At 70.1% G+C, this 22,668-nt stretch carries 19 protein-coding genes; 8 read left to right on the top strand and 11 right to left on the bottom strand.

What is annotated here, in order from left to right:
- Positions 1-138: 138 nt before the first annotated feature.
- Positions 139-354, bottom strand: a complete 216-nt coding sequence (locus tag ACFO3J_RS35965; RefSeq protein WP_449343648.1) for a hypothetical protein — start codon at positions 352-354, stop codon at positions 139-141.
- Positions 355-778: 424 nt separating this feature from the next.
- Between ACFO3J_RS35965 and ACFO3J_RS20785 the strand changes: the two genes are divergently transcribed.
- Complete coding sequence (locus ACFO3J_RS20785; RefSeq protein WP_386431160.1) at positions 779-1,978, top strand: glycoside hydrolase family 75 protein; 1,200 nt, start codon at positions 779-781, stop codon at positions 1,976-1,978.
- Between the two features lie 216 nt (positions 1,979-2,194).
- Here the strand turns inward: ACFO3J_RS20785 and ACFO3J_RS20780 are convergent, their stop codons facing one another.
- Both ACFO3J_RS20780 and ACFO3J_RS20775 read right to left on the bottom strand, forming a co-directional pair.
- A complete protein-coding gene (locus tag ACFO3J_RS20780) occupies positions 2,195-3,430 on the bottom strand; it encodes a DUF4041 domain-containing protein (protein WP_386431158.1) in 1,236 nt (411 codons plus the stop codon).
- Between the two features lie 591 nt (positions 3,431-4,021).
- Positions 4,022-4,864, bottom strand: a complete 843-nt coding sequence (locus ACFO3J_RS20775; RefSeq protein WP_386431156.1) for an NPP1 family protein — start codon at positions 4,862-4,864, stop codon at positions 4,022-4,024.
- A 569-nt stretch (positions 4,865-5,433) separates the two neighbouring features.
- Between ACFO3J_RS20775 and ACFO3J_RS20770 the strand changes: the two genes are divergently transcribed.
- Both ACFO3J_RS20770 and ACFO3J_RS20765 read left to right on the top strand, forming a co-directional pair.
- Positions 5,434-7,056, top strand: coding sequence for a cellulose binding domain-containing protein (locus ACFO3J_RS20770; protein ID WP_386431154.1), 1,623 nt, complete (start codon positions 5,434-5,436; stop codon positions 7,054-7,056).
- 384 nt (positions 7,057-7,440) lie between these two features.
- Complete coding sequence (locus tag ACFO3J_RS20765; RefSeq protein WP_386431152.1) at positions 7,441-8,085, top strand: dihydrofolate reductase family protein; 645 nt, start codon at positions 7,441-7,443, stop codon at positions 8,083-8,085.
- 104 nt (positions 8,086-8,189) lie between these two features.
- Here ACFO3J_RS20765 and ACFO3J_RS20760 read toward each other — a convergent pair whose 3' ends face one another.
- From ACFO3J_RS20760 to ACFO3J_RS20745, 4 genes are all read right to left on the bottom strand, one after another.
- Positions 8,190-9,749 (bottom strand): ABC transporter substrate-binding protein, encoded by a 1,560-nt coding sequence (locus ACFO3J_RS20760; RefSeq protein WP_386431150.1) that lies wholly within the window; start codon positions 9,747-9,749, stop codon positions 8,190-8,192.
- The gene (locus tag ACFO3J_RS20755) at positions 9,746-11,929 is read right to left on the bottom strand and encodes a hypothetical protein (RefSeq protein WP_386431148.1); all 2,184 of its coding nucleotides are present in this window, start codon (positions 11,927-11,929) and stop codon (positions 9,746-9,748) included. The genes ACFO3J_RS20760 and ACFO3J_RS20755 overlap by 4 nt, the downstream gene beginning before the upstream one ends.
- A 434-nt stretch (positions 11,930-12,363) precedes the next feature.
- Positions 12,364-12,669, bottom strand: a complete 306-nt coding sequence (locus ACFO3J_RS20750; RefSeq protein WP_386431146.1) for a hypothetical protein — start codon at positions 12,667-12,669, stop codon at positions 12,364-12,366.
- 264 nt (positions 12,670-12,933) lie between these two features.
- Entirely contained in the window at positions 12,934-14,550 is a 1,617-nt protein-coding gene (locus tag ACFO3J_RS20745) for a purple acid phosphatase family protein (RefSeq protein ID WP_386431144.1), read from the bottom strand.
- Between the two features lie 586 nt (positions 14,551-15,136).
- Here ACFO3J_RS20745 and ACFO3J_RS20740 point away from each other — a divergent pair.
- The 4 genes from ACFO3J_RS20740 to ACFO3J_RS20725 are packed head-to-tail and all read left to right on the top strand — an operon-like array spanning position 15,137 to position 18,419.
- Positions 15,137-15,865: a hypothetical protein gene (locus ACFO3J_RS20740; protein ID WP_386431142.1), complete on the top strand. Its 729-nt coding sequence runs from the start codon at positions 15,137-15,139 to the stop codon at positions 15,863-15,865.
- 38 nt (positions 15,866-15,903) lie between these two features.
- Entirely contained in the window at positions 15,904-16,104 is a 201-nt protein-coding gene (locus tag ACFO3J_RS20735) for a hypothetical protein (protein ID WP_386431140.1), read from the top strand.
- 36 nt (positions 16,105-16,140) lie between these two features.
- Entirely contained in the window at positions 16,141-17,715 is a 1,575-nt protein-coding gene (locus tag ACFO3J_RS20730) for a hypothetical protein (RefSeq protein WP_386431138.1), read from the top strand.
- Positions 17,716-17,720: 5 nt separating this feature from the next.
- Entirely contained in the window at positions 17,721-18,419 is a 699-nt protein-coding gene (locus ACFO3J_RS20725; protein ID WP_386431136.1) for a TIR domain-containing protein, read from the top strand.
- A gap of 137 nt (positions 18,420-18,556) precedes the next feature.
- On the opposite strand, the gene ACFO3J_RS20720 is transcribed toward ACFO3J_RS20725, so the two are convergent.
- Positions 18,557-19,321: a macro domain-containing protein gene (locus ACFO3J_RS20720; protein WP_386431134.1), complete on the bottom strand. Its 765-nt coding sequence runs from the start codon at positions 19,319-19,321 to the stop codon at positions 18,557-18,559.
- A gap of 235 nt (positions 19,322-19,556) precedes the next feature.
- On the opposite strand from ACFO3J_RS20720, the gene ACFO3J_RS20715 reads away from it, so the two are divergent.
- Positions 19,557-20,909, top strand: a complete 1,353-nt coding sequence (locus tag ACFO3J_RS20715) for a macro domain-containing protein (protein WP_386431132.1) — start codon at positions 19,557-19,559, stop codon at positions 20,907-20,909.
- 507 nt (positions 20,910-21,416) lie between these two features.
- Here the strand turns inward: ACFO3J_RS20715 and ACFO3J_RS20710 are convergent.
- The 3 genes from ACFO3J_RS20710 to ACFO3J_RS20700 all read right to left on the bottom strand — a co-directional run bounded on the left by ACFO3J_RS20710 (position 21,417) and on the right by ACFO3J_RS20700 (position 22,541).
- Entirely contained in the window at positions 21,417-21,806 is a 390-nt protein-coding gene (locus tag ACFO3J_RS20710; protein WP_386431130.1) for a hypothetical protein, read from the bottom strand.
- Between the two features lie 131 nt (positions 21,807-21,937).
- Positions 21,938-22,348, bottom strand: a complete 411-nt coding sequence (locus ACFO3J_RS20705) for a hypothetical protein (RefSeq protein ID WP_386431128.1) — start codon at positions 22,346-22,348, stop codon at positions 21,938-21,940.
- A gap of 37 nt (positions 22,349-22,385) precedes the next feature.
- On the bottom strand, positions 22,386-22,541 hold the full coding sequence (locus tag ACFO3J_RS20700) for a hypothetical protein (protein ID WP_386431126.1): 156 nt from the start codon (positions 22,539-22,541) through the stop codon (positions 22,386-22,388).
- Between the last annotated feature and the right edge of the window lie 127 nt (positions 22,542-22,668).

Genomic DNA, 22,668 nt, shown 5'->3' with positions numbered 1-22,668 from the left:
TCCCATCACCGACGGTCACCGGCGATATCCGGGCCCCGGGCGCTCATGGTCCTGCTGACGCCCGCGAAGTGCGCCCCACCGGCCGTCCTCGGTCCAGGACACCCGGGGGCGGGGTGGCGGGCCGGAGGTGGGGCACCGTCAGATGCGCAGTCGGGTCGGTGTGATGACCAGCGCGGCGGAGAAGAGTTCGGCGAACCGTTCGGGGGTGCCGAAGATGGCTCCGATGCGCTCGGTGTATTTGGCCAGGTACGCGGGCTGCGGGTGCGCGGTCGACTGATCGGCGGCGTGTCGTGCGAGGCCCTCGACGCGCACGATGTTCCTGCCGATGTCGGTGACGTCGAGCACCAGGCTCACCTTGGGGTTCTCGGCGATGTTGCGCAGCTTCTCCTTCTCCGGCTGGCCGGTCCTCGGCGGACGGGGCGCTGGGGCAGGCGCTCCGGCGGGCGCGCCCTCGCAGTGCGGATCCGCCCGGGGGCGCCGGGCGTGCCCTCGGAGGCCGTGGCCTATGCCAGGGCTCTGCCGGGCCGGATCCGCCGTTCAGCTCCGGCTCCTCGCCCTTCTCGAAGGGCCCCTGTGGCGGCCTCGGCGCTTCGCTCGTACCCCTTACTGCTCGATGATCTTGAAAGCGTGCAAGGGCCGTTCGGCGACGCGCGCCGCCGGCGCTCGGAAGCACAGATTTCGTAAAGCTGATGAACGAGACGATTGCGTGACGGGGTTCACAGATGGTTCCATTAGTTAGGAAGTTTTACTAACGATTGATGGAGGTCCCCCACCCGCCATGACATCGACCCGTACGCGCCTCGCCGTGGCAGCCGCCGCGGCCCTCGCGCTCGCCATCCCGCTCGCCGTCGGGAACGCCGACGCCGCCACGACGCACGCCGCCGCCAAGGCGCCCTCGGCTGCCGCTCCGGCCGCCGCCACGTACACCGCCGCCCAGGTACTCGCCGGCGTCCAGCAGAACTCGACGGCCGCGAACAAGGTCAACACCAAACCCCACATCAACACCATGACGCGGGCCCAGAACGTGAACGTGTACCAGGTCGCGACGGGCGTCTACGCCTACTCCTCCAGCATGGCCATCGACACCGACGGCAGCGACCCCGATCCCGATCCCGATCACCAGGGCGAGACGACCTGGGAAGACAGCAATGGCCAGGCCCTGGGCGCCCACCACGTGCCGTTCTACGTGCTGGGCGACGACTGCTGGGACCGTACGACCCCCTGCCCGCACTTCTTCTACAAGGAACGCGGCATGAAGGGGCGGCAGTTCGCGCTGATGTTCTACAACGGCAAGGTCATCGGCTCGATCTTCGGCGACACCCAGACCGCGAACAACCAGACCACCTCGGACAACGACTCCCGCGAACTGGGCGAGGCGTCGGTGAAGGCGGCCCAACTGCTCGGCATCCCCAGCAGCGGCACCACCGGTGGTGTGGACGACGGCGTGACCGTGGTGATGTTCTCCGGTTCGTCCTGGGTCGTGAACGGCACCAACGCCACCCTGAACGACAACGCCCAGGCCCTGGTGCAGAAAGCCCTGGACAGCCTCGGCGCGAGTATGGCGGGTACGACGCCGCCCACGACTCCGCCGCCGAGCGGCACGCTGTTCGAGGCGGAGACCGGCACGCTGTCCGCCGGTGGCACGTTCGACTCCAACCACCTCGGCTTCACCGGTACCGCTTTCGCCAACCCGGCCAACGCGGCCGGCTCGTTCGTCGACATCCCGGTCACCGCGGCCGCCGCCGGCACCAAGACCCTGAGCTTCCGGTACTCCGACGGCACCACCGCGGCGCGGCCCGCGACCATCTCCGGCAACGGCACCTCGCGCGGCACGCTGAACTTCCCGACCACCGCCAACTGGGACACCTGGACCACCGCGTCCATCTCGGTGCCCCTGACGGCGGGTACCAACACCATCCGGATCACCGGCACCACCGCGGACGGCCCCGCCAACATCGACTCGGTGACCGTCTCCTAGCCGACCCACCGACCCCACACGTCCCGGCGCCGGCCGGCGGCCCACCTCCCGTCGCCCGGCGCCGCTGCCGTCCCACCGGCCGGCGCGCCAGATGCCGTCGGTGTCGAGCGCGCGCCCGGACCTCAGCTGGTGGAGAGCCGCCCCCAGACCCCGGACCGTGCCGATGAGCACGCCGGGGTGCGCGGATGCGCTGTCCGACGCTGTTGCCCGGCAGCCTCACACACGGGGAGACGACGAGGTGCTGGCCCGCCATTCCAGCGCCTCGGGCTCTTCGGTGAACTCCACCAAATGCTGGCCGGCGAAGCGTTGCAGCGCGTCCCGCACGTCGCTGGGAGTGACGTAGAAGAACTCCTTGCGGCCGTTCACCCGGTTGACCCTGCGTGATGCGAACGTCTGGTGGAGCTGTGCTTCGAGGCCGACGGCGTCCTTGCTGAAGATCAAGGCGTGTACGTCGAACCGGAAGGGGACGGCGGCGCCGCTGAGTTCTTGGACGCGTTCCAGGGGTTCAAGCCGCCGGGTGAGGCCGATCTTGACCATCCGGTCGCCGAAGGCACCGACATTCGAGATGACATACACGTAGCCCGCCCGGATGTTGGCGGCTCTGCTCTCCACATCACGCAGCGCGGCGTCGATCTCGGCGAGTTTGGCTTCCATCTCGCTGACCGCCGCGTGGTCGCCCCGCTCGCGGAGACGCTCGAGGGCGGCCTCATAGTGCCCCTGCTCCTTCCGCAGTTTCTCCCGCTCGCGATCCAACTCGCGCTGAACCGCGGCCTCCTCCTTCTCGCGGGCCCGCAGTTCGCGCTGGGCTTCCTTCTCCTCTTCCTTCTTCTGGAGGAAGTCGGAGGCGAGTTCCAGTTCCCCTACCCGGGCGTTGTGGTAGCTGTCCGAGATGCGGATGTGCATCGTCGCCCCGAGTCTTGCGATGGTTTCCCGGCTCTTGTAGAGCCGGTCGATCAGCGAATTCAGCCGGTGCGGACGCATGCTGCGGACGGCGTAGTCCGCTTCCGCGTTGTAGGCGCGCAGCATGAGCTTGGAGAAGTCCCGGACCATCTTCTGGCCCTCACGCTTGGAGCCGTTGACGGTCCAGTCCGTAGCGGCGAGGACCGCCTGGTTTGTACGCGCGAGGTTCTTGATCTCCGCCTGCAGGGAGTCGAGACGGGTGCGATAGGCGACGGCGTCATGCAACTGGTGCCGGTAGGCGTAGATCCCCACTTCCTGCAGCAGCGCCGTCTCGTCCGTGGTGACGATCTGGGCTCGTGTCGCAGCAAGGTGCGTCTGCGCCTCATGGGTCTCCCGACGGTACTTCTCCGCGTCCTTCTGGAGACGCTGGGTCTCCTTCGCCGTCTTACGGGCGTCGTCCAGGATCTCCTTGGCCACATCCCGGGCGTCCTTGCGCATGCCCTCGGCTTCCGCTTCGGCCTGCGCCCTCAACGCGGCCGCCTCTGACCGCACTTGGTGAATGAGCCCGGCTATCTGCTCCGCGTTCGAGCCCTGCGTCCTGGCGATCCACGCACGGAGTTCGGAGGCCTCGGAGGCTTCATCGCGGCGACGGCGACCGAACAGGCCGCCGCGCTGCGGTGGCAGCGCCGTCGTGATCCCCTGCCCGTCGTCCTGGGATGGCCCCGCGGTCCCACCGCCGCTCTCCCCCGCGGGTTCTGTTACGTCCGCGCCCGTACGAGCCCATGAAGGGCTCCTGCCCTCCCGCTGGTTGAAAGGTTGATCCATCGCAAGCCCCTCCGACCTCGCTGCGCGCGGACGCGCCCACCCGACGATCTCCGCCGCGTCTGTTCACCGTGATGCGACAGGTGCGGAGAGGGGCATCTTGGCGGATGACCGCGACCCAAGGTCGGAAAAGTCCAATCATTGTGACCTTGTCGTGATTGGTGATGGGGAGCGCGCTCCGGAGTATCCCAACGCGGTCGTCCCGGCGGGTGCCCTGCTCATCGAGCGGCACCGGGTTTTCGGGAGCACCGGAGTTCAGAGGGAACGGCTGCGCGCGCCTCCAACTCGTCCACGTCCGGGATCAGGACGGTGACTCGTGCCTCACGGCTGGAAGGGGATCTCCAGCGGCTTCGCGCGGCCGAGTTCCGGGACGAACGCGCTGTCCTTGATCTTGAAGGTGGCCGAGCCGAAGTCCGCCGCCATGAGCCGGTCCCGCAGCCAGTTGGTGGGAGCATCCACCTGCGGCCAGTGGTTCCAGTCGACCAGCGGCGGATAGAACCACTGGTGGGTCGGGTTCTCCACCGCGTCGTCCGACGCGTTCGCGATACGGAAGTCGTGGGTGAAGCCGCCGTCTTTTTGATAAACGACCTTGGGATGCGAGTTCTCGAACCGTACCTGGGACCGTGTGTATGTCTTCCAATTGCCGTGCTGGGAAACGGAAAGGTATTCCACCTGGTTCGACGACTGGTTGACCCAGGAGATCACGGACTCGATGTCGTGCCGGTGGCCGTTGGTACCGCCGGCGATCTCCCCCACCCCGTTGGTCGACTGGTCCTTCTCGAAGTAGCTGTCGTACATGACGGCGCACCAGCCGTTGTTGCACTCGCTGCGCGCGTACGTGTTCGAGCTGGTCAGCTGGGCCATGTCGTGACAGTGCCCGTTCACCGCTCCGCCCAGCGCGAGGCCCGGGTTGAGGTTGCCCTGGATGTCCTCGGCCGACGTGGCGAAGCACCCGTCCCCGTCGTAGTCGTACGCGGGGGAGAACGACGCCTCCGTACCGCCGGCCCCGGCCGGGAGATTGCCGATGACATCGGCCTGGGCCGTGAGCGGCGCGGCCAGCAGCGCCGTGGCGGTACCGGCGGCGAGGAGCCCCGCTCTGATAAGCCCCCTCGACCTCCGCCGGACCGAACCGCGTGATGCCTGTCCCACAGACGATGTACGCATTCCCCATTCCCTCCTTCACGGGCTGTTCTTGGCGGATAACCGCTGACCCCGCCGGCGGCATCCGAAGCCCCATGAGATGTATCAGGGCCACCCGTTTCCTTTCCCGTTCCAGGCGTGAACGCGGCGTGAACGTGCGGAAGTTCGCGCCGCGGTGGTCGCCCCAAAACGGCCGAAAAACCGAAGAACAAGCGCGGGGCGCGGGAACCTCCCGCGCCCCAGGCGCAGTTGCGCGGCCGCTCCGAGATGCTCGGGGCCGGCGGCCGTCAAGGCGTCCGGGGGGTGCCCGCGACACCCGGCGTCCCGAACTGGTCTAGACGAATCCTGCCGGGATCCCTTGACGCCGCCCGGCGCGGCCCGCCACGCTTCGCTACGCACGCAGGTGTAAAGAAAGTTTCCGATGAGGTGCACGACCGACCGGTCAACGGCTTCCCCGCCTCCCCCCGCCCTGATCACGCCGCGCGACTCCTCCCCACCCGCCACCTCCCCACCGTGCGAGGGCGTGCAGGGCACCGCCATCCGCGTACCGGTCCGTCGCCGTACGCGGCCTCGCCCCACAGAGGAGCATCCCCATGAGACGTGCGTCCCTGCGCGCCGCGACGACCGCCGCTCTGGTGGTCGGCGGCATGCTCACCGCCGCCGCCCCGGCCTCCCACGCGGCCGACAACACCGGTCTGATCGCGTCCTTCTCGGTCACCTCCACCTGGGGCACCGGCTTCGAGGGCGGCTACACGGTCACCAACAAGTCGACCCATACGGTCGGCCCGTGGACCATCACCTTCACGCTGCCCGCCACCGAGGCCGTCACCAGTACGTGGAACGGCACGCTCACCCACAGCGGGACGCAGTACACCATCACCTCCCCCACCTGGGAGGCCCCGCTCGCCCCCGGTGACTCCGCGCCCGTCGTCGGCATGGACTTCAGCTACAGCGGCTCGGTCGTCCAGCCGAGCGGCTGCCTGATCAACAACGGCCCCTGCGCCGGCGTCCCCGCCGACACCGTCGCACCCTCGGTCCCCGCCGGCCTCGCGGTGCGGGCCACCGGTCCGGGCAGCGTCACCCTGGGCTGGAACGCCTCGACCGACAACGTCGGTGTGGTCGGCTACCAGGTGTACGAGGGCGGCAGCGTCGTCGCCACGACCTCCGGCACCGGTACCACCGCCAAGGTGACCGGCCTGCTCCCCGGCAGCAGCCACAGCTTCTCGGTGACCGCGCTCGACGACTCCGGCAACCAGTCGGCGCACTCCGCGACGATCACCGCGACCGCGGGCAGCGGCACCACGCCCGGTGTGGCGGCACCCTTCATCGACCTCGGCGCCTACCCGACGCCGAACCTCACGCAGATCGCCACGAACACCGGGCTGCGGCAGTTCTCGCTCGGCTTCGTCACCGCCGGGTCGACCGGCTGCGCGGCGAGCTGGTTCAACTCCTTCGACCCGGGCGCGGCGTGGGACCGGGCGGACTTCGACGCACTGCGGGCGATGGGCGGTGACGTCCGGCCGTCCTTCGGCGGTGAGGCGGGCACCGAACTGGCCCTCGCCTGCACCAGCACGACCGCGCTCCAGGCGCAGTACCAGAAGGTCGTCGACGCCTACGCGCTGGATCGCGTCGACTTCGACATCGAGGGCGCCGCGGTGGTCGACCACGCCTCGATCGACCGGCGCTCGACGGCCGTCGCCGCCGTCCAGGCCGCACAGCGCGCCAAGGGCCGCGACCTCAAGGTCACCCTCACCCTCCCGGTCCTGCCCAGCGGCCTGACCGCGGACGGCGTCTACATCCTCGACTCCGCCAAGGCGCACAACCTGAGCGTCGACACCGTCAACCTGATGGCCATGGACTACGGCGACAGCGCCGCGCCCAGCCCGTCCGGGAAGATGGGCACCTACGCCATCCAGGCCGCGACCTCGACCCGCGCCCAGATCGCCTCGGTGTGGCCGAACCTCACCACCGCCCAGACCTGGGCGATGGTCGGCCTCACCCCGATGCTCGGCCAGAACGACAACGCCAGCGAGGTGTTCACCGTCGCCGACGCGCAGCAGGTGCTCACCTTCGCCCAGCAGAATCACCTGGGCGAGCTGGGCTTCTGGGACGTCACCCGCGACGGCAACGCGTGCACCGGCGCCCTGAACGACTGCACGAACGTCCCGCAGACGCCGTACCAGTTCTCCAAGCTCTTCGCGACCTACGCGGGCTGACCCCGCGACCTCGCCCCGGCCCCGGCGCCGAACGGCCCATCCCCTCGCCGCCGGGGCCCGCCCCATCCACCCGCCAGCCGTTCCCGGTCCGCGACGACCCGCGCGTTGATGGAGCCGGATGCCGACGAAGTGCTCGTACGCCGACGGCGACCCGGTCTCGCCTGTCCGACGTCGCGGGGCCCCACCCCTGGGATGCCGTGCGCGTGGCACGGCTCCGGCCGGCGGGAGGCGGGCTGCGGCGTGGCCACGCCGCCAGGACGGCCGCACGCCGGCGCGCCTGAAAAAAAGTGGTGGGCCGCTGTCGATCCGGCCGTGTCCCGTTCGACGTCATGATGTGCGGCGCCTCGCCGCACGGTGACCGGACAGGATCGGACGAGGAAATCCGTGAATCAACTGCTGAGAGTGATGAACTTCGGGGTCTCGAGTGACGGGATCGGCGCCGGCGAGGACCAGAGTCTGGAGCGGCCGTTCGGTCATGTCGATCCCGGCAGGCTGTTCGCGTGGGCCGGTGCCACGGCGAGCTGGCCGATGCGCACGGCTCCCGGGGGGAGCCGGGGTATCGACGACTACTTCACCCGGGACTTCGCCCGCAACATCGGCGCGGAGATCATGGGCCGCAACAAGTTCGGCCCGCAGCGCGGGTCCTGGCAGGACCATGAGTGGCGCGGCTGGTGGGGGGAGGAGCCCCCGTTCCACACGCCGGTGTTCGTCATGACCCACCACGAGCGTCCGTCGTTCACGCTCTCCGACACCACCTTCCACTTCGTCGACGGCGACCCCGCCGCCGTCCTCGATCAGGCTCGCGACGCGGCGCAGGGCAAGGACGTCCGGCTCGGCGGCGGGGTCAGCACCATCCGGCAGTTCCTGGACGCCGACCTCGTCGACACCCTGCACGTGGTGGTCTCGCCGGTGGAGTTCGGGTCGGGACTACGGCTCTGGCAGTCGCCCGACGAGCTGCTCGACCGGTTCCACCTGGAGGTCGTGCCCAGCCCGAGCGGCGTGACCCACCATCTGTTTTGGCGAAGGTGACGCGAGGGCCCACGTGACGTCTGGCATAGCGCCGCGCGGCACAGCGCACACCCCTGCCGGCAGCGGCCGGCACGGAACATGCAGCCGCCCTGCTCCCCGGCCGCTCATGTCCCGCGCGGGGCCGTGCAGTCGGCCGGGGGCGGGCCGCCGGTCGGCCAGGCGATGCCGACGAGGCGGGTGGCGTGCGCGGCGGGGTCGAGGCGGACCACGGCGACGGCCTTGTCGTAGGCGTTGCCGTAGTTGTCCAGGCAGATCCAGCCGCTGGCGCCCCTGACCGGTGTCGTCCCGTGCATGTTGTCCCGGGAGTGGCCCACCTCCGGGAGGCGGGGTATGCGCACGTTCGCGCCGGTGGCCGTACGGATCTCCCTGACGGCGGTCCACACCGTGTCGTACTGGGTGATCGTGCGTTCGTCGGTGAGGCCGATCTCGCCGATCGCGTGGCCGGCCGCCTGCACAGCCTGTGCGAACTCGGCGTAGTCGTCCTGCGAACCACCGGGCGCCGGCGTGCGGCCCTTCCACTCGTCCGGGTAGCCCAGGGCCGCGTACTCCACGGTGATCCCGGACTTCTTCAGCTTGTCCCAGTCGAGTTCCCCGTCGCCGACCAGCACGGACGCGTTGGAGCCGCTGACGACGGTGTACGGGGTGTCGCAGGCGCCGTTGGCGAGCGCGTTGACGAACTGCCGCAACTGGACCGGGCGGCCCGCGAAGTAGATGACGTGCGCCTTGGCGGCGCAGATGTTGGCGAGCTTCCCGTCGAAGACGTTCGAGATGTTCCCGGGGTCGTTGATGTCGTCCGGCGACTGGAACTGCTCGACGTGCGCGTTCGGGGCCTGACGCTCGAATGCCTCGCGCAGCGTCTGGATGTAGTTGTCCCGCGGGCGGGTGTCCTCCACGATCAGGGAGCCGTTCGGGTCCCGGGGCATGAAGTGGACGAGCGCGTTCGCCTCGTCGGAGTTGGTCGGGGCGACCCGGACCAGGTTCGTGAACCGGCGCGGCTGCTGGGGGGTGTTGGTGAAGTCGTCCGCGGTGAGCGGGCCGCCGACCAGCGGGATGCCGTAGGTGTTCGCCAGCGCCGACATCGCGTCGGCGGTGTCGGCGACACTCAGGTTGAAACCGGCGACGACGCGCAGGTTGTCCCGGCCGGAGCGCGACATGGCGGCCAACTTCGCGACGACCGGGCGCCATTGGGTGTAGGCGCGGCCCGGGTTCGCCAGCACCAGGCGTATCGCCGGGGCCTCGGAGTTGTCCTTGCGGTTCGCCCGCCACTGCGCGAGGTAGGCGCCCTGGACCTCCTCGCGGATCTGGCGCTGCTCGGAAGCGCTTGAGGAGACCATGGGGATCATGAGCGCCACAGTGGCGTAGGGGTGGGTCGACTTCGTCACCGCCCGGTTCTCCGCGCGGATGCGGTCGGTCACCTCGCGCAGGTACGCGGGCGCGTAGTCGTACGACCCGTCCGTGACGCCGACGCACTCGTGGTCGGGGCCGTACTTCGAGACGCCCGAACCCCCCTTGCCGCAACCCGGGTGGTCGGGTGGTATCACCACCGGGCGCAGCAGTGCCACGACGACGCCGACGACGGCGAGCAGGGCGACGACCAGCACCGACTTGAAGATCCGGCCGGGAGGCCACCGGAACCACTCGCGCAACTGGTCCAGGACGTTCATGCGTCGGCACCTCCCGATGACGTCAGATCGGGCGCCTTCACCGATTCCGACAGTAGTTGCGGCCATTGGTCGTGGGCGTCGAAGTACACGGCCTGCGCGGTGCCCGCGGAATGCGTGGCCAGGACGGTCATCCTCTGTTCGATCCGGGTGACCGCACGCGCGTTGGGGACGGCGTCCAGCGCCGACAGCGCCCACAGTTCGCGCACCAGGTGATCGATGGCCTGATGGACCGCGGGTTCGTCGCTCCCGCAGGCCGGGCATCCCGCGCGGCTGCCGTCGGGCGGCGGCGACAGCGGGCGCGGCGCGGCGCAGACCAGGTTCAGCGCGGCCAGCCAGGCCTGGGCGTCGTCAGCGTCCGAGCCGCGCCGGAAGAGATGGTGCAGGGACCGTACGACGAGGTCGCAGTCGCCCATCGCCAGCGCGTGGTGCAGATAGCGCGTGTCGGCTGTGACGGCGCCCAGCCCCAGCGGGTGGTTCGCGTCGAGCCGGTGCAGCAGCCGCCGGTGGACGGTCTGCCAGGCCTGCGGGTCGCCCCGCAACTCGTGCAGCAGCAGGGCGCGCAGCGTCGGGTCGGCGACGAAAGGACCGTCCGTGCCCGGCCAGCTCGGGCCGTGCCAGTGGCCGCGCGCCAGGTACAGGGCGCTCTCTCTGGCGGCCAGCGGGCCGTTCAGGAAAGGAGGGAGGCTGTGGCTCAGGTGGACGGCCGCCGGCGCGTCCAGCGCGGGGGAGTAGTACGTCAGGCGCCGGCGGGTCGCCTCGTCGGGCACGAGCAGCCGCAACAGGCGTGCGCCCACTGTCGTTCCGGATCCCGCGTGGCCGTCGGCGGGAAGGTCCAGCAGCCCCGACGGGTCGGGGGGCCGGCCGGTCCGTAATCGGGGCAGCGCCGCCTGGACGAGCGCGTGGACGACTCCCGCACGTCCGCCGCTCAGCTGCTCCACCGCCATCACCAGGCGGTTCGACGGCCTGCTCGCGCCGAACATGGCCTTGATCGCCGGCGCCTTCAGCGCGGTCAGGCCCAGCGTCAGCAGCCACTGCTCGGGGTCGCCGCTGCCGCGGGGAGCGGGCGGCCGCCAGGACGTGTGCCGCGCGACGGTGTCCACCGACGGGTGGGCGGTCTCGTCCCCGGAGGCGGTCAGGACCACGACGAGCTGGTCGGGGCCGCCGGCCGCGGACTCGTGGCGGGCGTGCAGCAGCAGTTCCTGGAAGTCGCCTCCCGCACCGCCGGGTTCGGCGTTGTCGAGCAGGACCAGCGGGCGGCGTACGCCGTCGTACTTGCGCATCGGGCCGTAGTGGGCGGAGACGTCGGCGAGCAGGGCGGCCACGAGGTGCCGGTGGGCGAGCAGCCTGCCGTCGCCCTCCGTGTCGCGGAAGTCCACCGCGAGCGCGGCCAGTTGCTCCAGGCCGTCGCCGGTCGGCGCCACTTCCCGCTCGGCCCACCAGCCGCGGGCCGCCTTGTTGACCCGCCGGCCGAACAGGCGCTGCGTCACGATCGGCACGAGCGACCTGGCGGCCGCGGCCAGCGACTCGTCCCCGGTCAGACCCCCCGCGCCGTCGATCACCGCGGCCATCAGGCCCTGGACCAGGCCCGCGGTGTTGCTGCGGTCGGCCGTCAACTGGTCGTTCAACTGCCGCTCCGCCTCGGCCTGTTCCAGCGGGGAGTCGGCGCGCCAGCCGCTGACGGCGACCAGGCCGTGGGTCAGGCGGGGGAACTCCAGGGGGACGCCGAAGTTCTTCGGCTTGCGCCGCAGGTCCTTCTCCAGGGTGTACAGCAGATCCGTCACCGGGGAGGTGTTCGCCGTCCGGCGGGTCGTGTGCACCGCGTCGGGTTCGTCCGAACCGCCGCCGGCGTCCGCCCACGGGGACCCCGGCGCACCCGGTCCATCGGCGTCCGGCCCCGCCGCGCCGGGCCCGGGCTGCTGGAGCGTCCAGGGCTGCGGGGGCCGCAGGTCGTGACTGGCCAGGTCCAGTAAGGACAGGGGTATGCGCTGCCGGTAGGCGTCGGCGAGGTCGGCCAGGATGGCGCTCTTGCCGGCGCCCCGGCTTCCGACCAGCCGTACGACGGGGCCGGCGTCCCTGGAGTCCACCGGCCTGCGCCCGCCGTCGCCCCGGTACGCCACGCCCACCAGCCGGGGCACCAGCCCCTGTAACAGGGCATCCCTGCCATACAGTTCCGACGCCATACACCCCCCACCTCTCCGGCCGATCCCCGGCCGTCCCCACGACCGACCCGCTCGATCCCTCAGCCCGTCCCCCGGCCCGTTCCCGGCAGACCTCCCGGCCGAACCCCCACCGACTCCTGGCCGAACGGCCCGGCCACCCCGCCCGTTCCCGGTCGACTCCGGCCGCCCTCTCGGCCAACTCCCGGCCACATCCGATCCGCCGCCGGCAGCCGGCGGCAGTCATTGCATCGTATGGCGTCAGAAGCTCGCACGAGGGCGCCATGGCGAAGCCGCCCCGGACGGAAGAAGACGCGGCCGAAGGAGACCCGTCACTCCGTCGCAGCAGGACGACATCGTGCCTGGTGAGGCACCGGCGGAGGACCTGAGCAGCGTCCGGGCAGCAAGGAAGCCCCGCCCGGCAGGTGGCCGAACGGGGGCGGTCGTGAACGGGCGGCTCAGCCGTCGTTCGGGTCGGGAACGTCGACGCTCTGGCCGAACTCGCTGACGACGTGCTGGCCCGGGAAGACGACGGTGAGCTGGTCGCCCGAGCAGCCGGAGCCGCTGTAGACGACGACGGGCTGGTCGGTGTGGTTGTCCACGCTCAACGGCCACAGGTCGGAGTCGTAGCAGCCCCGCGGCTGCTCGTAGACCTTTCCGTTGATGCGCAGCCAGCCGTCGGCCGCGTGGGAGAGTCCGGGGACGGCCACCGCGATACTCGCGGCAGCGGCGAGGGTGCCCAGCATCCTCATGGCGCGTTTCATCGGCTTCCTCCGTGTATGGACGCGCGCCGCCCTGTGCGGCACTCTCCGTGATGATGGAGGTGGAGTTCGATGACACAAAGTAGCGGCACGCCGATACGGGGCACCGCACCCTGAAAGATGAGCAGGCGTCACATCATCAGCTCATCGGACCGTGTCCTCTGGGTGGCGGGACCCAGGGCGAGCCGAGGCCGCCGCCGGCGACGCCTGGGCCGGGACACCGTCCCGGCCCAGGCGTCGACCACTACCGCCGCTGGTCGCGGTAGGTCAGTGGTGGCTGTTGCCGCCGTCACTGCGACGGCGTTGGAGCGTGAACTTCTCGAAGACCGACAGCTCACCGGTGGGCGTGATGATGTTGTAGTAGGTGACGTGGATGCGCGTCGTGTCACCGGCATGACGGCCCGGGTCGACGGCGAACTCGGCGAAGCCGTACGGATGCTCGGCGTCGCGGACGCCGATCCAGATCGCCGTCTCCTGCTCCTTGACCGAGTTGAACTTGCCGACGTGCTCCGTCTGGACGTATGCCGAGTGATGCCCGTGACCGTCGGCGTCGTCAGTGGTGAAGCTGTTGTTGGTGATACCGGACACGCCGCCACCGCCGAGGACCATGTGCGTCGTGCCGTGCGCGCTGTCGATGACGTCGAGTGCGGTCTGACTCGGGTTGGGTGTGAGGGTGACGCTGCCGGGGACGACGCCACGCACCGCCAGCGAGCGCTCGTAGTCGTGCTCGTGGCCACACACCACCAGGTCGACGCCGTACTTGTCGAACAGCGGGCCGTACGCCGCACGCAGTGCGAGATCGGGGCCGTTCGCGGCGGTCGCCGAGCTGATCATCACCTGGTGCATGCAGACGACGATCCAGTCGATGTCCTTCGAAGCCCGCGCCGACTTGAGCTCCTTCTCCAGCCAGGCGAGCTGCCGACCGCCGGAGTAGCCCTTGATGTAGATGTCGCCGCCCTCCTGCAGGGCGATGTCGTCGTTCTGCAGGGAGATCACCTTCACCGAGCCGACCGTGAAGGAGTACCAGAGGTTGTCGAGCTCGGGCTGGGTCTCGGTCGAGGGCAGCTCGAAGTAGGTCTGGTACGCGTCGAGACCGAGCGTGCCGTTGCCCAGCTCGATCTCATGGTTGCCCGCGCACGGCATCCACGGGCGGAATCGCGCCGAGCGGCTGTTGTTGGTGAGGAAGTCGTGCCAGACCCGGATGCGGTCGGGCCCGGTGTTGGCGTAGCAGAGGTCACCGTTGAGGAGGTGGAACAGCGGGCCGACCTTCTCGACGCCGGTGACGATGTCGGCGGCGGCGGGCGTGGCGTTGGGCTCGAAGTCCCGGCCCGAGGCGTCGGCCGGGTTCGCTCCGGTCTTCCACGTCACGCTGGGCGCGCCCTGGTCGCCGAAGCTGGTGAAGGTGAAGGGGGCTCTGCCGGACGGCGCCGTGTGGAAGGTGCCGGCGTCGGGGGTGGCGCCGTCGTGCTGGGCCGCGTACAGGTAGTCGGTGTCGGCCCTGAGCTTGCTGATCAGCGCGTGGTGGACCCAGACGGCCCGCCCGGAGGCGCCGTCCACGTAGGTCTTCGTCGTCGCGTGCGCGGTGGAGCCGAAACCGCCGCTCAGCGTGCCGTAGACGACCCGCGGGTTCTTGACGGCCGCGTCGGTGACCCACGAGACGACCATCTGGCTGCGTGGGTCGGCGCCGAAGGTCAGGTGCAGGCCCTGGACCGGGGTGGTGGACGAGCCGGTGGTGAGACCGGTGACCTCCGACGTCGCCGGAGCCGCCTCGGCGGTTCCGGCGCCGAGGATCAGCGGGCCGGCGGCGGCGCCGGACACGGTCGCGCCGAACAGGCCGAGCGCGTTGCGACGGGAGATTCGGGTTTGCTTGGATTCTTCGGACATTCCGGGGGCCTTTCGCGTCTTCGGGTGCAGCCGAACACCGACCGGACAGCAGCGGTTCGAACCTGACAGCGGACTGCGGCAGGCCAGCGGTGGGCACACTCACGGACGCTAGGAAGAAGGGACGTCCGGCGCGGCGGGACGGGCATGAACGCCAGATGGCAGTCACCGCAACGAACGGCGACTCCCGACGTCCTGGAACGGCTGCCGCCGCACCGCGGCTGAGCATCGTCGTACGCCTCGCCGATGAGCGCCATCGCCCCGCGGACGGCCTCGCTCCCGTCATCGCCGCGTACCGGCGGCACCGGTCATTGCCATGCCGGAACCGGGACGCACCACCTCCGGATCGGAAGCGGATCGGAAGCGCCGGGAGCTGGCCGAGGAAGCAGCGGGACTGGTCGCATCGACTTGAGAACAAGCCGTTCTCCGTATTTCCCGTACCGGTGGGCCCGATGGGGGGCCGCGATTCGGCTGCCGTCGGCCTACTGACATGTGATGGATCGTCAGCAACAGGCCGCGGGCGGCGAAGTCGGTTGTGTAAGCAGGCGGTGAGCGATTCGGCCGCCGTCGGCAAGCGATGGAGTGCGCTATGTACGATTCCAGTCCGCAGGCGGGTCCCCCGGGCCCCGGCCTTCCGCCCGACCGCGCCGTGCGGGGCTCCCCGCCGTCGTACCGCGCCGCCGGCCTGATCCCCGCCGCCGGGCGCGTCCGCACCCTGGTTCTCGCGATGGTCGGGATTCCGCTGCTGCTCGTCTTGACGGTGGCCTTTGTGCGGGGGACGGGCTCCGGCGGGTCCGCAGGACAGGCCGCCGACGTCCGGTCCGGCATCACGGCTGGTGCCGATGGCGGTACGCCGCAGCCGGCCCGACAGCCCTCGCCCGCCGCGTCGTCGACGCAGTCGCCCTCGCTCCAGCCGTCCACGGTCGCGCCGTCGACCGCCCAGCCGTCCACGACCGCCTACCCGACCGCGCCGACCGCGCCCGCCGGCCAGACCCCGGCCTCCCCGCCGCTGAACACGGACACCCCCGCCCCGGCGCCGGACACCACCGTCAACAGCTACTACGCCGCCATCAACAGGCGGGACTTCACCACCGCCTGGAGCATGGGCGGCAAGAACCTCGACCCCACCTACGCCGGCTTCGTCGCCGGCTTCGCCGACACCGTGCTGGACACCCTCACCGTCGTGTCCGTCCAGGGCGACACCGTCTCGGTGACCCTCGACTCCCTCCAGGCGAACGGGGCGCGGCACTCGTACAGCGGCGCCTACCGGGTCCACGGCGGCGTCATCGTCGGCGGCCACCTGGTGCGGACCGCCTGACCGTCCCAGCCCGAACACACACAACGGGAGCGACCTCCGTGGACCAACGACCCGTCGGCGCACCGCCGTCGACACCGCCGCCGCCCGACCGGGCCCCGGCGGGCACGGCGGGGAACCGCCGGCACGCCTACGCACCTCTCGGCCTCAGCCTCGGCCCCGGCCCCGGCCCCCAGCGCACCTTCGCGGTGCTCGTCATCGGCATACCTCTCCTTCTGATCCTCCTGCTCAGCCAGGTGTGACGGTCGGCGAGTTCACGAGCGGAGTTCTGAACGACCATGAGTACTGCAACGGTTCCCCGGCGGGATCACGCGACGAGCAAAGCGACCCGCCTGCTGTCCGCCGGTACGTATCTCGACCCCCTCTACCGAAAGTCGGTGATCAAGGAGCTGCTCACCAACCGTTTCCGCGTGGTGGCGCCGTCCTACGGCTACGACGCGGTGTCGGTCCTGGCGCACGCCCTCGCGGCGCACCGACTGCGCCGCAACCAGCTGCTGGCGCTCGGGGGCGGCACCCTCGCCATCCTCGTGCTGACCGTGAGCGGCGTCGTGGGATTCGTCGTCGCACCGCTGCTGTTCGTATGGCTCGTCTGGGCTACGGCGTACCTGCGGCGGATCGCCACCCTCCAGACTCTGATGACCCGTCTGAAAGACCATCCCGGCGGAGAGTTCGACGGTTCGTACCCGGCGACCCGCCGGCTCACCGAGGGACTGGTGCGCAAGATCGATCATGAGCAGTCGTCCGGCAGCGGCACGGTCTTCTACGGCCGCTACCACCCCTTCGTCGGCGCGGGCCAGCTCGTGCACGAGTGGTCGAACGCGGAACTGCTGCTCGGTGCCCCGATCGGCGCGCTCGAACGCAGCGCCGGCCGGGCAGCGGCCTTGGCGGTCGGTGGAATGGAGATCGCGCCCGGTTTCGACGAGCTGATCGGCGGTGAGCCTCGCGAGCGCAAGGACATCATCCCGTTCACCGTCGCCGAGCTCACCTCCTATGTCGCCACCCGCATGACCGCGGACCTGCACGACGACGCTCCCGAGGACGAGCGGATCACGTCCCTCACCGTCGAGCGCCGTCGCTACGCGCGGGCGATCAGGGAGCTGAAGAAGACCAAGCACCGGGCGTGGTCCCTGGCCCCCGCCGACGACGAACTGCCGGACGTCCACTGGGACGACGAGTACGACTCGGCGCGCGAGTACCTGTGCGTGCGCGTCGGCTCATGGAACCAGGAACTGGTCACCTCGATCTTCGTCGGCTTCGACATCAAGGGCAACACCCTCCACACCGAGTTCTACACATACGCCCTGGCGCCGCTCATCGAGAGCTTCCACCTGGTCGACCGGCTGCCCGACTCGCTCAGTGGCCGGCTGATGTGGCGGGTGGCCCGGGACGTGGCCAAGGGCGCTCCCCGGGACCTGGTGAGGCTGCTGGTGAACCCGCTGCGCGAGCGGCTGCCGCGCAGGCTGCGCAAGGGGCGCTTCCTCGTGGAGACGGCGCCGGTGGTGGACTACAGCGAATTCCGTCTGGGCCGTTACGTGACGACGACCGCCAACTGCGGGGCGCGCACCAGCGTCCGGGAGATGGCGACCAACAAGACCTTCCACCACTTCTTCCAGGAGTCCGACACGGTCAAGTACACCCAGATCGTGGAACGCCGACTTCTGAAGATCATCCGGGACTTCCTGTTCGAGCACAACGTGGACCTCGACGACCACGACGCCCGGCAGGGGGACATCCTCAACCAGCACTTCGGCGACAACAACAACTTCGGGTCGGGCAATCTGAGCGTCGGCAATGTCGGCAGGCAGTCGCTCAACAACAACTCGAAGGCACCCGGCGAGAAGCGGAGGGATTAGGCGCCATGGGCGGATACCAGCAATTCGGGAACAACAACAACACGGGCAGCGGCAACATGAGCGTCGCCAACAGCGGCGACCAGACGATGAACGCCACCACCCACCCCGCCGGTTCCCCGGAGCGCGCCACGGGGGAGCGGCCGGCCCCGGTGCCCGCCGACCGGGCGCGCAGCGTCTTCGTCGTGCACGGGCGGGACATGCAGATGCGGGGCAGGATGTTCTCGCTGCTGCGCCAGTTGGACCTGCGCCCGCTGGAGTGGGAGGACCTGATCAAAGGGACCGGGGGAGGGTCGCCGTTCGTCGGCGACGTGGTCGCCAAGGCACCGTCGCTGGCGCAGGCGGCTCTGGTGCTGCTCACCCCCGACGATGTCGCCAAGCTGCACCCGCAGCTGCTCGGCGAGGACGAGTTGGACGATGAGACCCGGTTGACCGGTCAGCCCCGGCAGAACGTGCTCCTCGAACTGGGCATGGTGCTGATGGCGTACCCCGAGCGGACGATCATCGTCGAGGCCGGCAAGCTGCGGCACGTCGGCGACACCGCGGGCCGCAACGTCATCCGCTTCGACGGCAGGAACACCGCCGCGGCCGTCGGCAAGGTCGTGGTGCGGCTCAAGGAGGCGGGCTGCCGGATCAACGACACCGGCTCCGACTGGCGGCAGATCGAGGAGTTCACGGACCTGGCCGCCTACCGTCGCAGGGCGTGAGTCCGGGCACGGCCGAGTTCGGGATGCCGGGCTCGGGGCGCTGAGATGAGGGGCGGTTCGGGGGCCGGTCGGCCCCCGAACCGCCCTTCGCGCGTCGTGTGCGTACGTCCGGCCTGTACGGACCGGGGACGTACGACTCAGGGGGTGAGCTCGAAGCCGGACGCCAACGTCGCGAGGAACGCCGCCACTTCCGGCATGTTGATCCTCGCCAGGTCCGCGGGCCGCACCACGACCCGCAGCTCCCGGCAGATCGCGCCCTCCCGCGAGCGGGCCACGAAGGACAGCAGGATCAGCCGCAGCAGGCTCTCCTGGTCCAGGTAGTCGAGCCGGGAGAGCCCCGAGCCGACCAACGGCATCGCCACGCACTCCAGTTGGGCGTGCCGGTGGACCGCGTCCCACAGGCGGTTGAGGCTGAACCACAGGTCCTCGACGCTGGAGCCGGCCACATAGTCGTTGCCGATGCGGCAGTAGGCCGAGCCGAAGACCAGCTGCGGGCGCGCGCCGAGCACGGCGACCGTGCCGATCGCGTAGCGGTCGAGCTTGCCGAGCGGCTTGTGGGCCCGGTCCTCGCGTGCGACGGGCGCGACCGTGCCGAGAGCGGCGCTCAGCTCCGCGTCCAGCCGCCCCACGTCGCCCTCGTAGCGCCTCAGCAGCAACTGCCCTTGCACACTGGAGTCGTTGATGACGACTCCGCCGGCCGACTCGGTGTCGAAGGTGTCACTGAACCCGACGACGAGGTGGGCGCGCTGCTCGAAGAGGTCGCCCTCCTCGACGGCCACCGCCATGTCCGGGCGCCTGAACTCCTGCCGCACCGCGGAAGTCGGACGGGCCCGCACCAGCCCCCACACCAGGCAGAGCACCATCGAGCCGACGGCGGCCGGGCCCGGCTCGGGGAAATGCACCGGAAAAAGCTGGCCGACGAACTGGAGGACCGCGCTTATTCCGCCGAATGCCGCCATGGCATTGCGCACGAACACCCGGCGCGCCCGCGGGCCACCGATGATCCGCCGCCACGGCCGCCCCCGTAAGCGCTCACGGGGATAACTCCAACGCACAACCCCTCCTCGGAACTTTGATATTCTGCTGGAAACGCCTCCGGAACGACACGACGTGGGTCAGAAGCGGGTGATGGATCGAATGGCACGCATTCGTGTGAGCGTTCTGGGGCCCGCGCGGCTCGAGTTGGACGGCGTCGCGATATCCCTGACCCCGCTCACGACCCGGCTGTTGATCCGCCTGGTGGCCGCCGAGGGTGAGGCGGTGCCGGTGCGGAAGCTGCGCCGGGACGTGTGGAGTCTTACCGCCGATCTGCCGCACCAGGCCCAGCGCAGCCGTAACGAGGTGCAGAAGCGGGTACTCGAACTGCGCCGCGCCCTCGACCCCGAGCAGTCCGGCGCCGCCGCCGGCATCCTGCGCACCGAGCAGCAGTCGACCGCGCGCGGCTCCGAGACGGCCTACCGACTCGTGCTGGGACCTGGTGAGTTGGACAGCGTGGAGTTCACCGACCTGGTCAACGGCGCGCTGCACGCCGCCCCGGTGACAGCCGTACACCGGCTGGAGGAGGCCCTGCGGATGGTCCACGGCCGACCCCTCGCCGAAGCGAACGGCGAGGGCTTCGCCGATCCCCTCATCCGCAGGCTGACCGGCTTGCAAGAGACTGCCAGAAGGGAGCTGATCCGCAACCATGTCGAGTTGGGACGCCCCGAACTCGCCCTTCCGGTAGCCGAATTGATGGCACAGGAGCAGCCCGACGACCTGGAGGCGATACGGACGCTCGACGCGCTGCGGGCCGAACTGCGCCGGCGGCACGGCGCGGAACTGCTGCGGCACACGATGTCCGGCCTGCACACCGACGTCGTGGTGGTGCGTGGCGACCTGTTCGACCAGTCGGACGCCAATCTCGTCGTCGGTTTCACCGACACCTTTGACACCTCCACCGACCAGGATCTCGTGATCAGCCGGGACAGCGTGCAGGGCCAGCTGGTCGAGCGCGTCTTCGACGGCGACCGCAGGCTGCTGGACGACAAACTCCGCCTGGGACTGCGGGCGTTCACCGCGATCTCCACGGAGAGCGCCCAGCACAAACGCCGCGGACGCCGCGTCCGCTACCCGATCGGCACGACCGTGGCTCTGCCGGTCGACGGGCGGCGGGTGTTCGCGACCGCGTACTCCCGACTCGGCAACGACCTCCTCGCCCGTTCCGGACCTGACGACCTGCGGTTGAGCCTGGAGAACCTCTGGTCGGCGGTGGCGCTGCACGGGCTGTTCAAGCCGGTCGCCGTGCCGCTGCTCGGCTCCGGTCTCGCCCGGGTCGTCGAGCTCGACCGGGCCCGGCTCGCGACGCTGATCATCGAGACGTTCGTGCGCGCGTGCCGCCGCCTCCCCGCCCTCGCGCCCGAACTGCGCATCGTGATCCGCCCCGACGCGCTGCCCAGGACCGATCTGTCGCTGGTCGAGAAGTGCCTGCAGGAGCTTGATCGTTCGGAGTGATCCCGGCCGCCGGGTCGGGTGAAGTGAGCGCGCCGGTCGACCCGTTGGGGGAGTCCGCGGTGGTCGGTCCGGCCGGCCCGCGGCGGGGGTGGAGCCGGCGGGCCCCGCAGCGGCCGACGATTTCCTCCGCATCGTGTCCCCCTCCCTGCGGTGTGGCTCCGTCGGCCGCGTGGTCCGTCGCACCGGCTCCGACCCCCGCTGAAAGCCATTCCACCGCCGTACCCGCTTCCGTCGGCACCCGCGGCCCGCTTCCGGTCCGCTTCCGATGCGGGCGGCAGGGGTCACGGTGGAGTACACGATGGGGCGGGGCTGTTCTGACCTGGGGCGGGAGCACTGGAGTAGCACCCAGCGGATCGCCTCTCAGACTCCGGGTGACCGCTTCCCGCTCTGTGGCCGAGTCTTCACGTGCTCGCGTCCTCGGACCGGCCCGGTACGTTTCGCCGGCCTCACTGCCGCTGTCGGCGCCCGGTTGCGGTTGGCCGCCCCGTCGGACGGCCCTCAGCGTCGTCACAGGGGGAGATCCGCGTTCCGCAGCGAAGGGTCGGCGGCGCGGAGGCGCTCCACGACGGTGTTGGCCTTCTCCTGACCGGCGGCGCGGGAGACCGTGTTCTTCAAGCCGCCGACGGCCCGCCCCAGAGGGGACGAACCGACGGCGACCAGCTGGACGGCGCGCGCGTCCTGCTCGTCGACGATGTAGATCTGGACGGTCCAGCCCCCCGTCAGCGTCTTGAGCGAGGCGAAGGCCTTGAAGTCGACCTGCTCCTCGAACGGGTTGGAACTTTCGTCCACCGAGCCGAACTCCACCTTGCGGGAGAAGGGCTGGAGGGTCGAGCTGAAGATCTCCTTCACCTGCTCGACGGAGAGCACGGTACGGATCCTGGTGACAGAGACGGCCATCTTTGTTCTCCTCGGATGAGGGCCGGCCGGTTCAGCGGCCGGTGGAAGGGACAGTGCGGTGCTGCGGCGCGGCCCGAAGCCGGCGGGCCCCGAAGCCGGTGGGGTTCGCCGGATGTCCGGACGGCCGGCTGTCAGCCGGTGCGCCAGGCGCCGATCGTGACCGACGCGGCCTCAAGGGCCATCAGCACACCGACGTTGATGCCGATGGTGTTGCCCATCCACCTGGTGATCTGCCGGTCCGGCCGGTCGAAGTAGGCGTGCCCTTCGCAGCCGTTCGCCGTGGCGGTGAGGTCGACCCTGAACTCGAAGTAGGTCTCGACGGTGTTGCCCGCGGTGACCGTGATGCCGTCGTCACCGAGCCGGCTGATGAAGATCGCCGCCATCGGTCCCGACGCGGACACCGCGAACTCCGGCGTGGACAACTGACCGGCCAGCCCTTTGTGGACGACCTTGAGCGTGTCCTGAGCCGAGTGCGGAGATACGAACCGCCCCACCTCCCCGGAACCGCGCCCCGATGATGTCTTGCTGCTGAAGAGTCCCATGCGGTCTCTCCTTTCTCGGCTCACTTTCCCGGTGCGGTCACTTGCCGTTGATGACGCGGCGCGCCCGGTTACCGCGCGAACCGCTCTCCTTGTAGAGGACCTTCAGGAGTTCCGTCTCCCGCGTGGTGAGAGAGCCGAGCCCTATGCCCTCCGCCTTTTTGATCACCCGTTCGTACTCTTCCGCGCTGGCCATCTTTTTCCTCCCCTGGGGTGTGACCGGCTCTTCTCGCCGGCCGGGCCGGTTTCCCCGATCGGCTGATCCCGATTCTCCCGGCGGGGAAACACCGCGGATACCCGGGAATTCGGGGGGTCCCGCCGCC

Source organism: Streptomyces polygonati, from assembly GCF_042650325.1.
Lineage (GTDB): Bacteria > Actinomycetota > Actinomycetes > Streptomycetales > Streptomycetaceae > Actinacidiphila > Actinacidiphila polygonati.
Note: the sequence above shows the minus strand (reverse complement) of the source record. Positions and strands in the feature narration are given on the sequence as shown.

Coding starts and splice junctions, on each gene's coding strand:
- ACFO3J_RS20785 (WP_386431160.1), top strand. CDS start 779: ATGACATCGACCCGTACGCGCCTCGCCGTGGCAGCCGCCGCGGCCCTC.
- ACFO3J_RS20775 (WP_386431156.1), bottom strand. CDS start 4,864: ATGCGTACATCGTCTGTGGGACAGGCATCACGCGGTTCGGTCCGGCGG.
- ACFO3J_RS20770 (WP_386431154.1), top strand. CDS start 5,434: ATGAGACGTGCGTCCCTGCGCGCCGCGACGACCGCCGCTCTGGTGGTC.
- ACFO3J_RS20760 (WP_386431150.1), bottom strand. CDS start 9,749: ATGAACGTCCTGGACCAGTTGCGCGAGTGGTTCCGGTGGCCTCCCGGC.
- ACFO3J_RS20755 (WP_386431148.1), bottom strand. CDS start 11,929: ATGGCGTCGGAACTGTATGGCAGGGATGCCCTGTTACAGGGGCTGGTG.
- ACFO3J_RS20750 (WP_386431146.1), bottom strand. CDS start 12,669: ATGAAACGCGCCATGAGGATGCTGGGCACCCTCGCCGCTGCCGCGAGT.
- ACFO3J_RS20745 (WP_386431144.1), bottom strand. CDS start 14,550: ATGTCCGAAGAATCCAAGCAAACCCGAATCTCCCGTCGCAACGCGCTC.
- ACFO3J_RS20740 (WP_386431142.1), top strand. CDS start 15,137: ATGTACGATTCCAGTCCGCAGGCGGGTCCCCCGGGCCCCGGCCTTCCG.
- ACFO3J_RS20730 (WP_386431138.1), top strand. CDS start 16,141: ATGAGTACTGCAACGGTTCCCCGGCGGGATCACGCGACGAGCAAAGCG.
- ACFO3J_RS20725 (WP_386431136.1), top strand. CDS start 17,721: ATGGGCGGATACCAGCAATTCGGGAACAACAACAACACGGGCAGCGGC.
- ACFO3J_RS20715 (WP_386431132.1), top strand. CDS start 19,557: ATGGCACGCATTCGTGTGAGCGTTCTGGGGCCCGCGCGGCTCGAGTTG.
- ACFO3J_RS20710 (WP_386431130.1), bottom strand. CDS start 21,806: ATGGCCGTCTCTGTCACCAGGATCCGTACCGTGCTCTCCGTCGAGCAG.
- ACFO3J_RS20705 (WP_386431128.1), bottom strand. CDS start 22,348: ATGGGACTCTTCAGCAGCAAGACATCATCGGGGCGCGGTTCCGGGGAG.
- ACFO3J_RS20700 (WP_386431126.1), bottom strand. CDS start 22,541: ATGGCCAGCGCGGAAGAGTACGAACGGGTGATCAAAAAGGCGGAGGGC.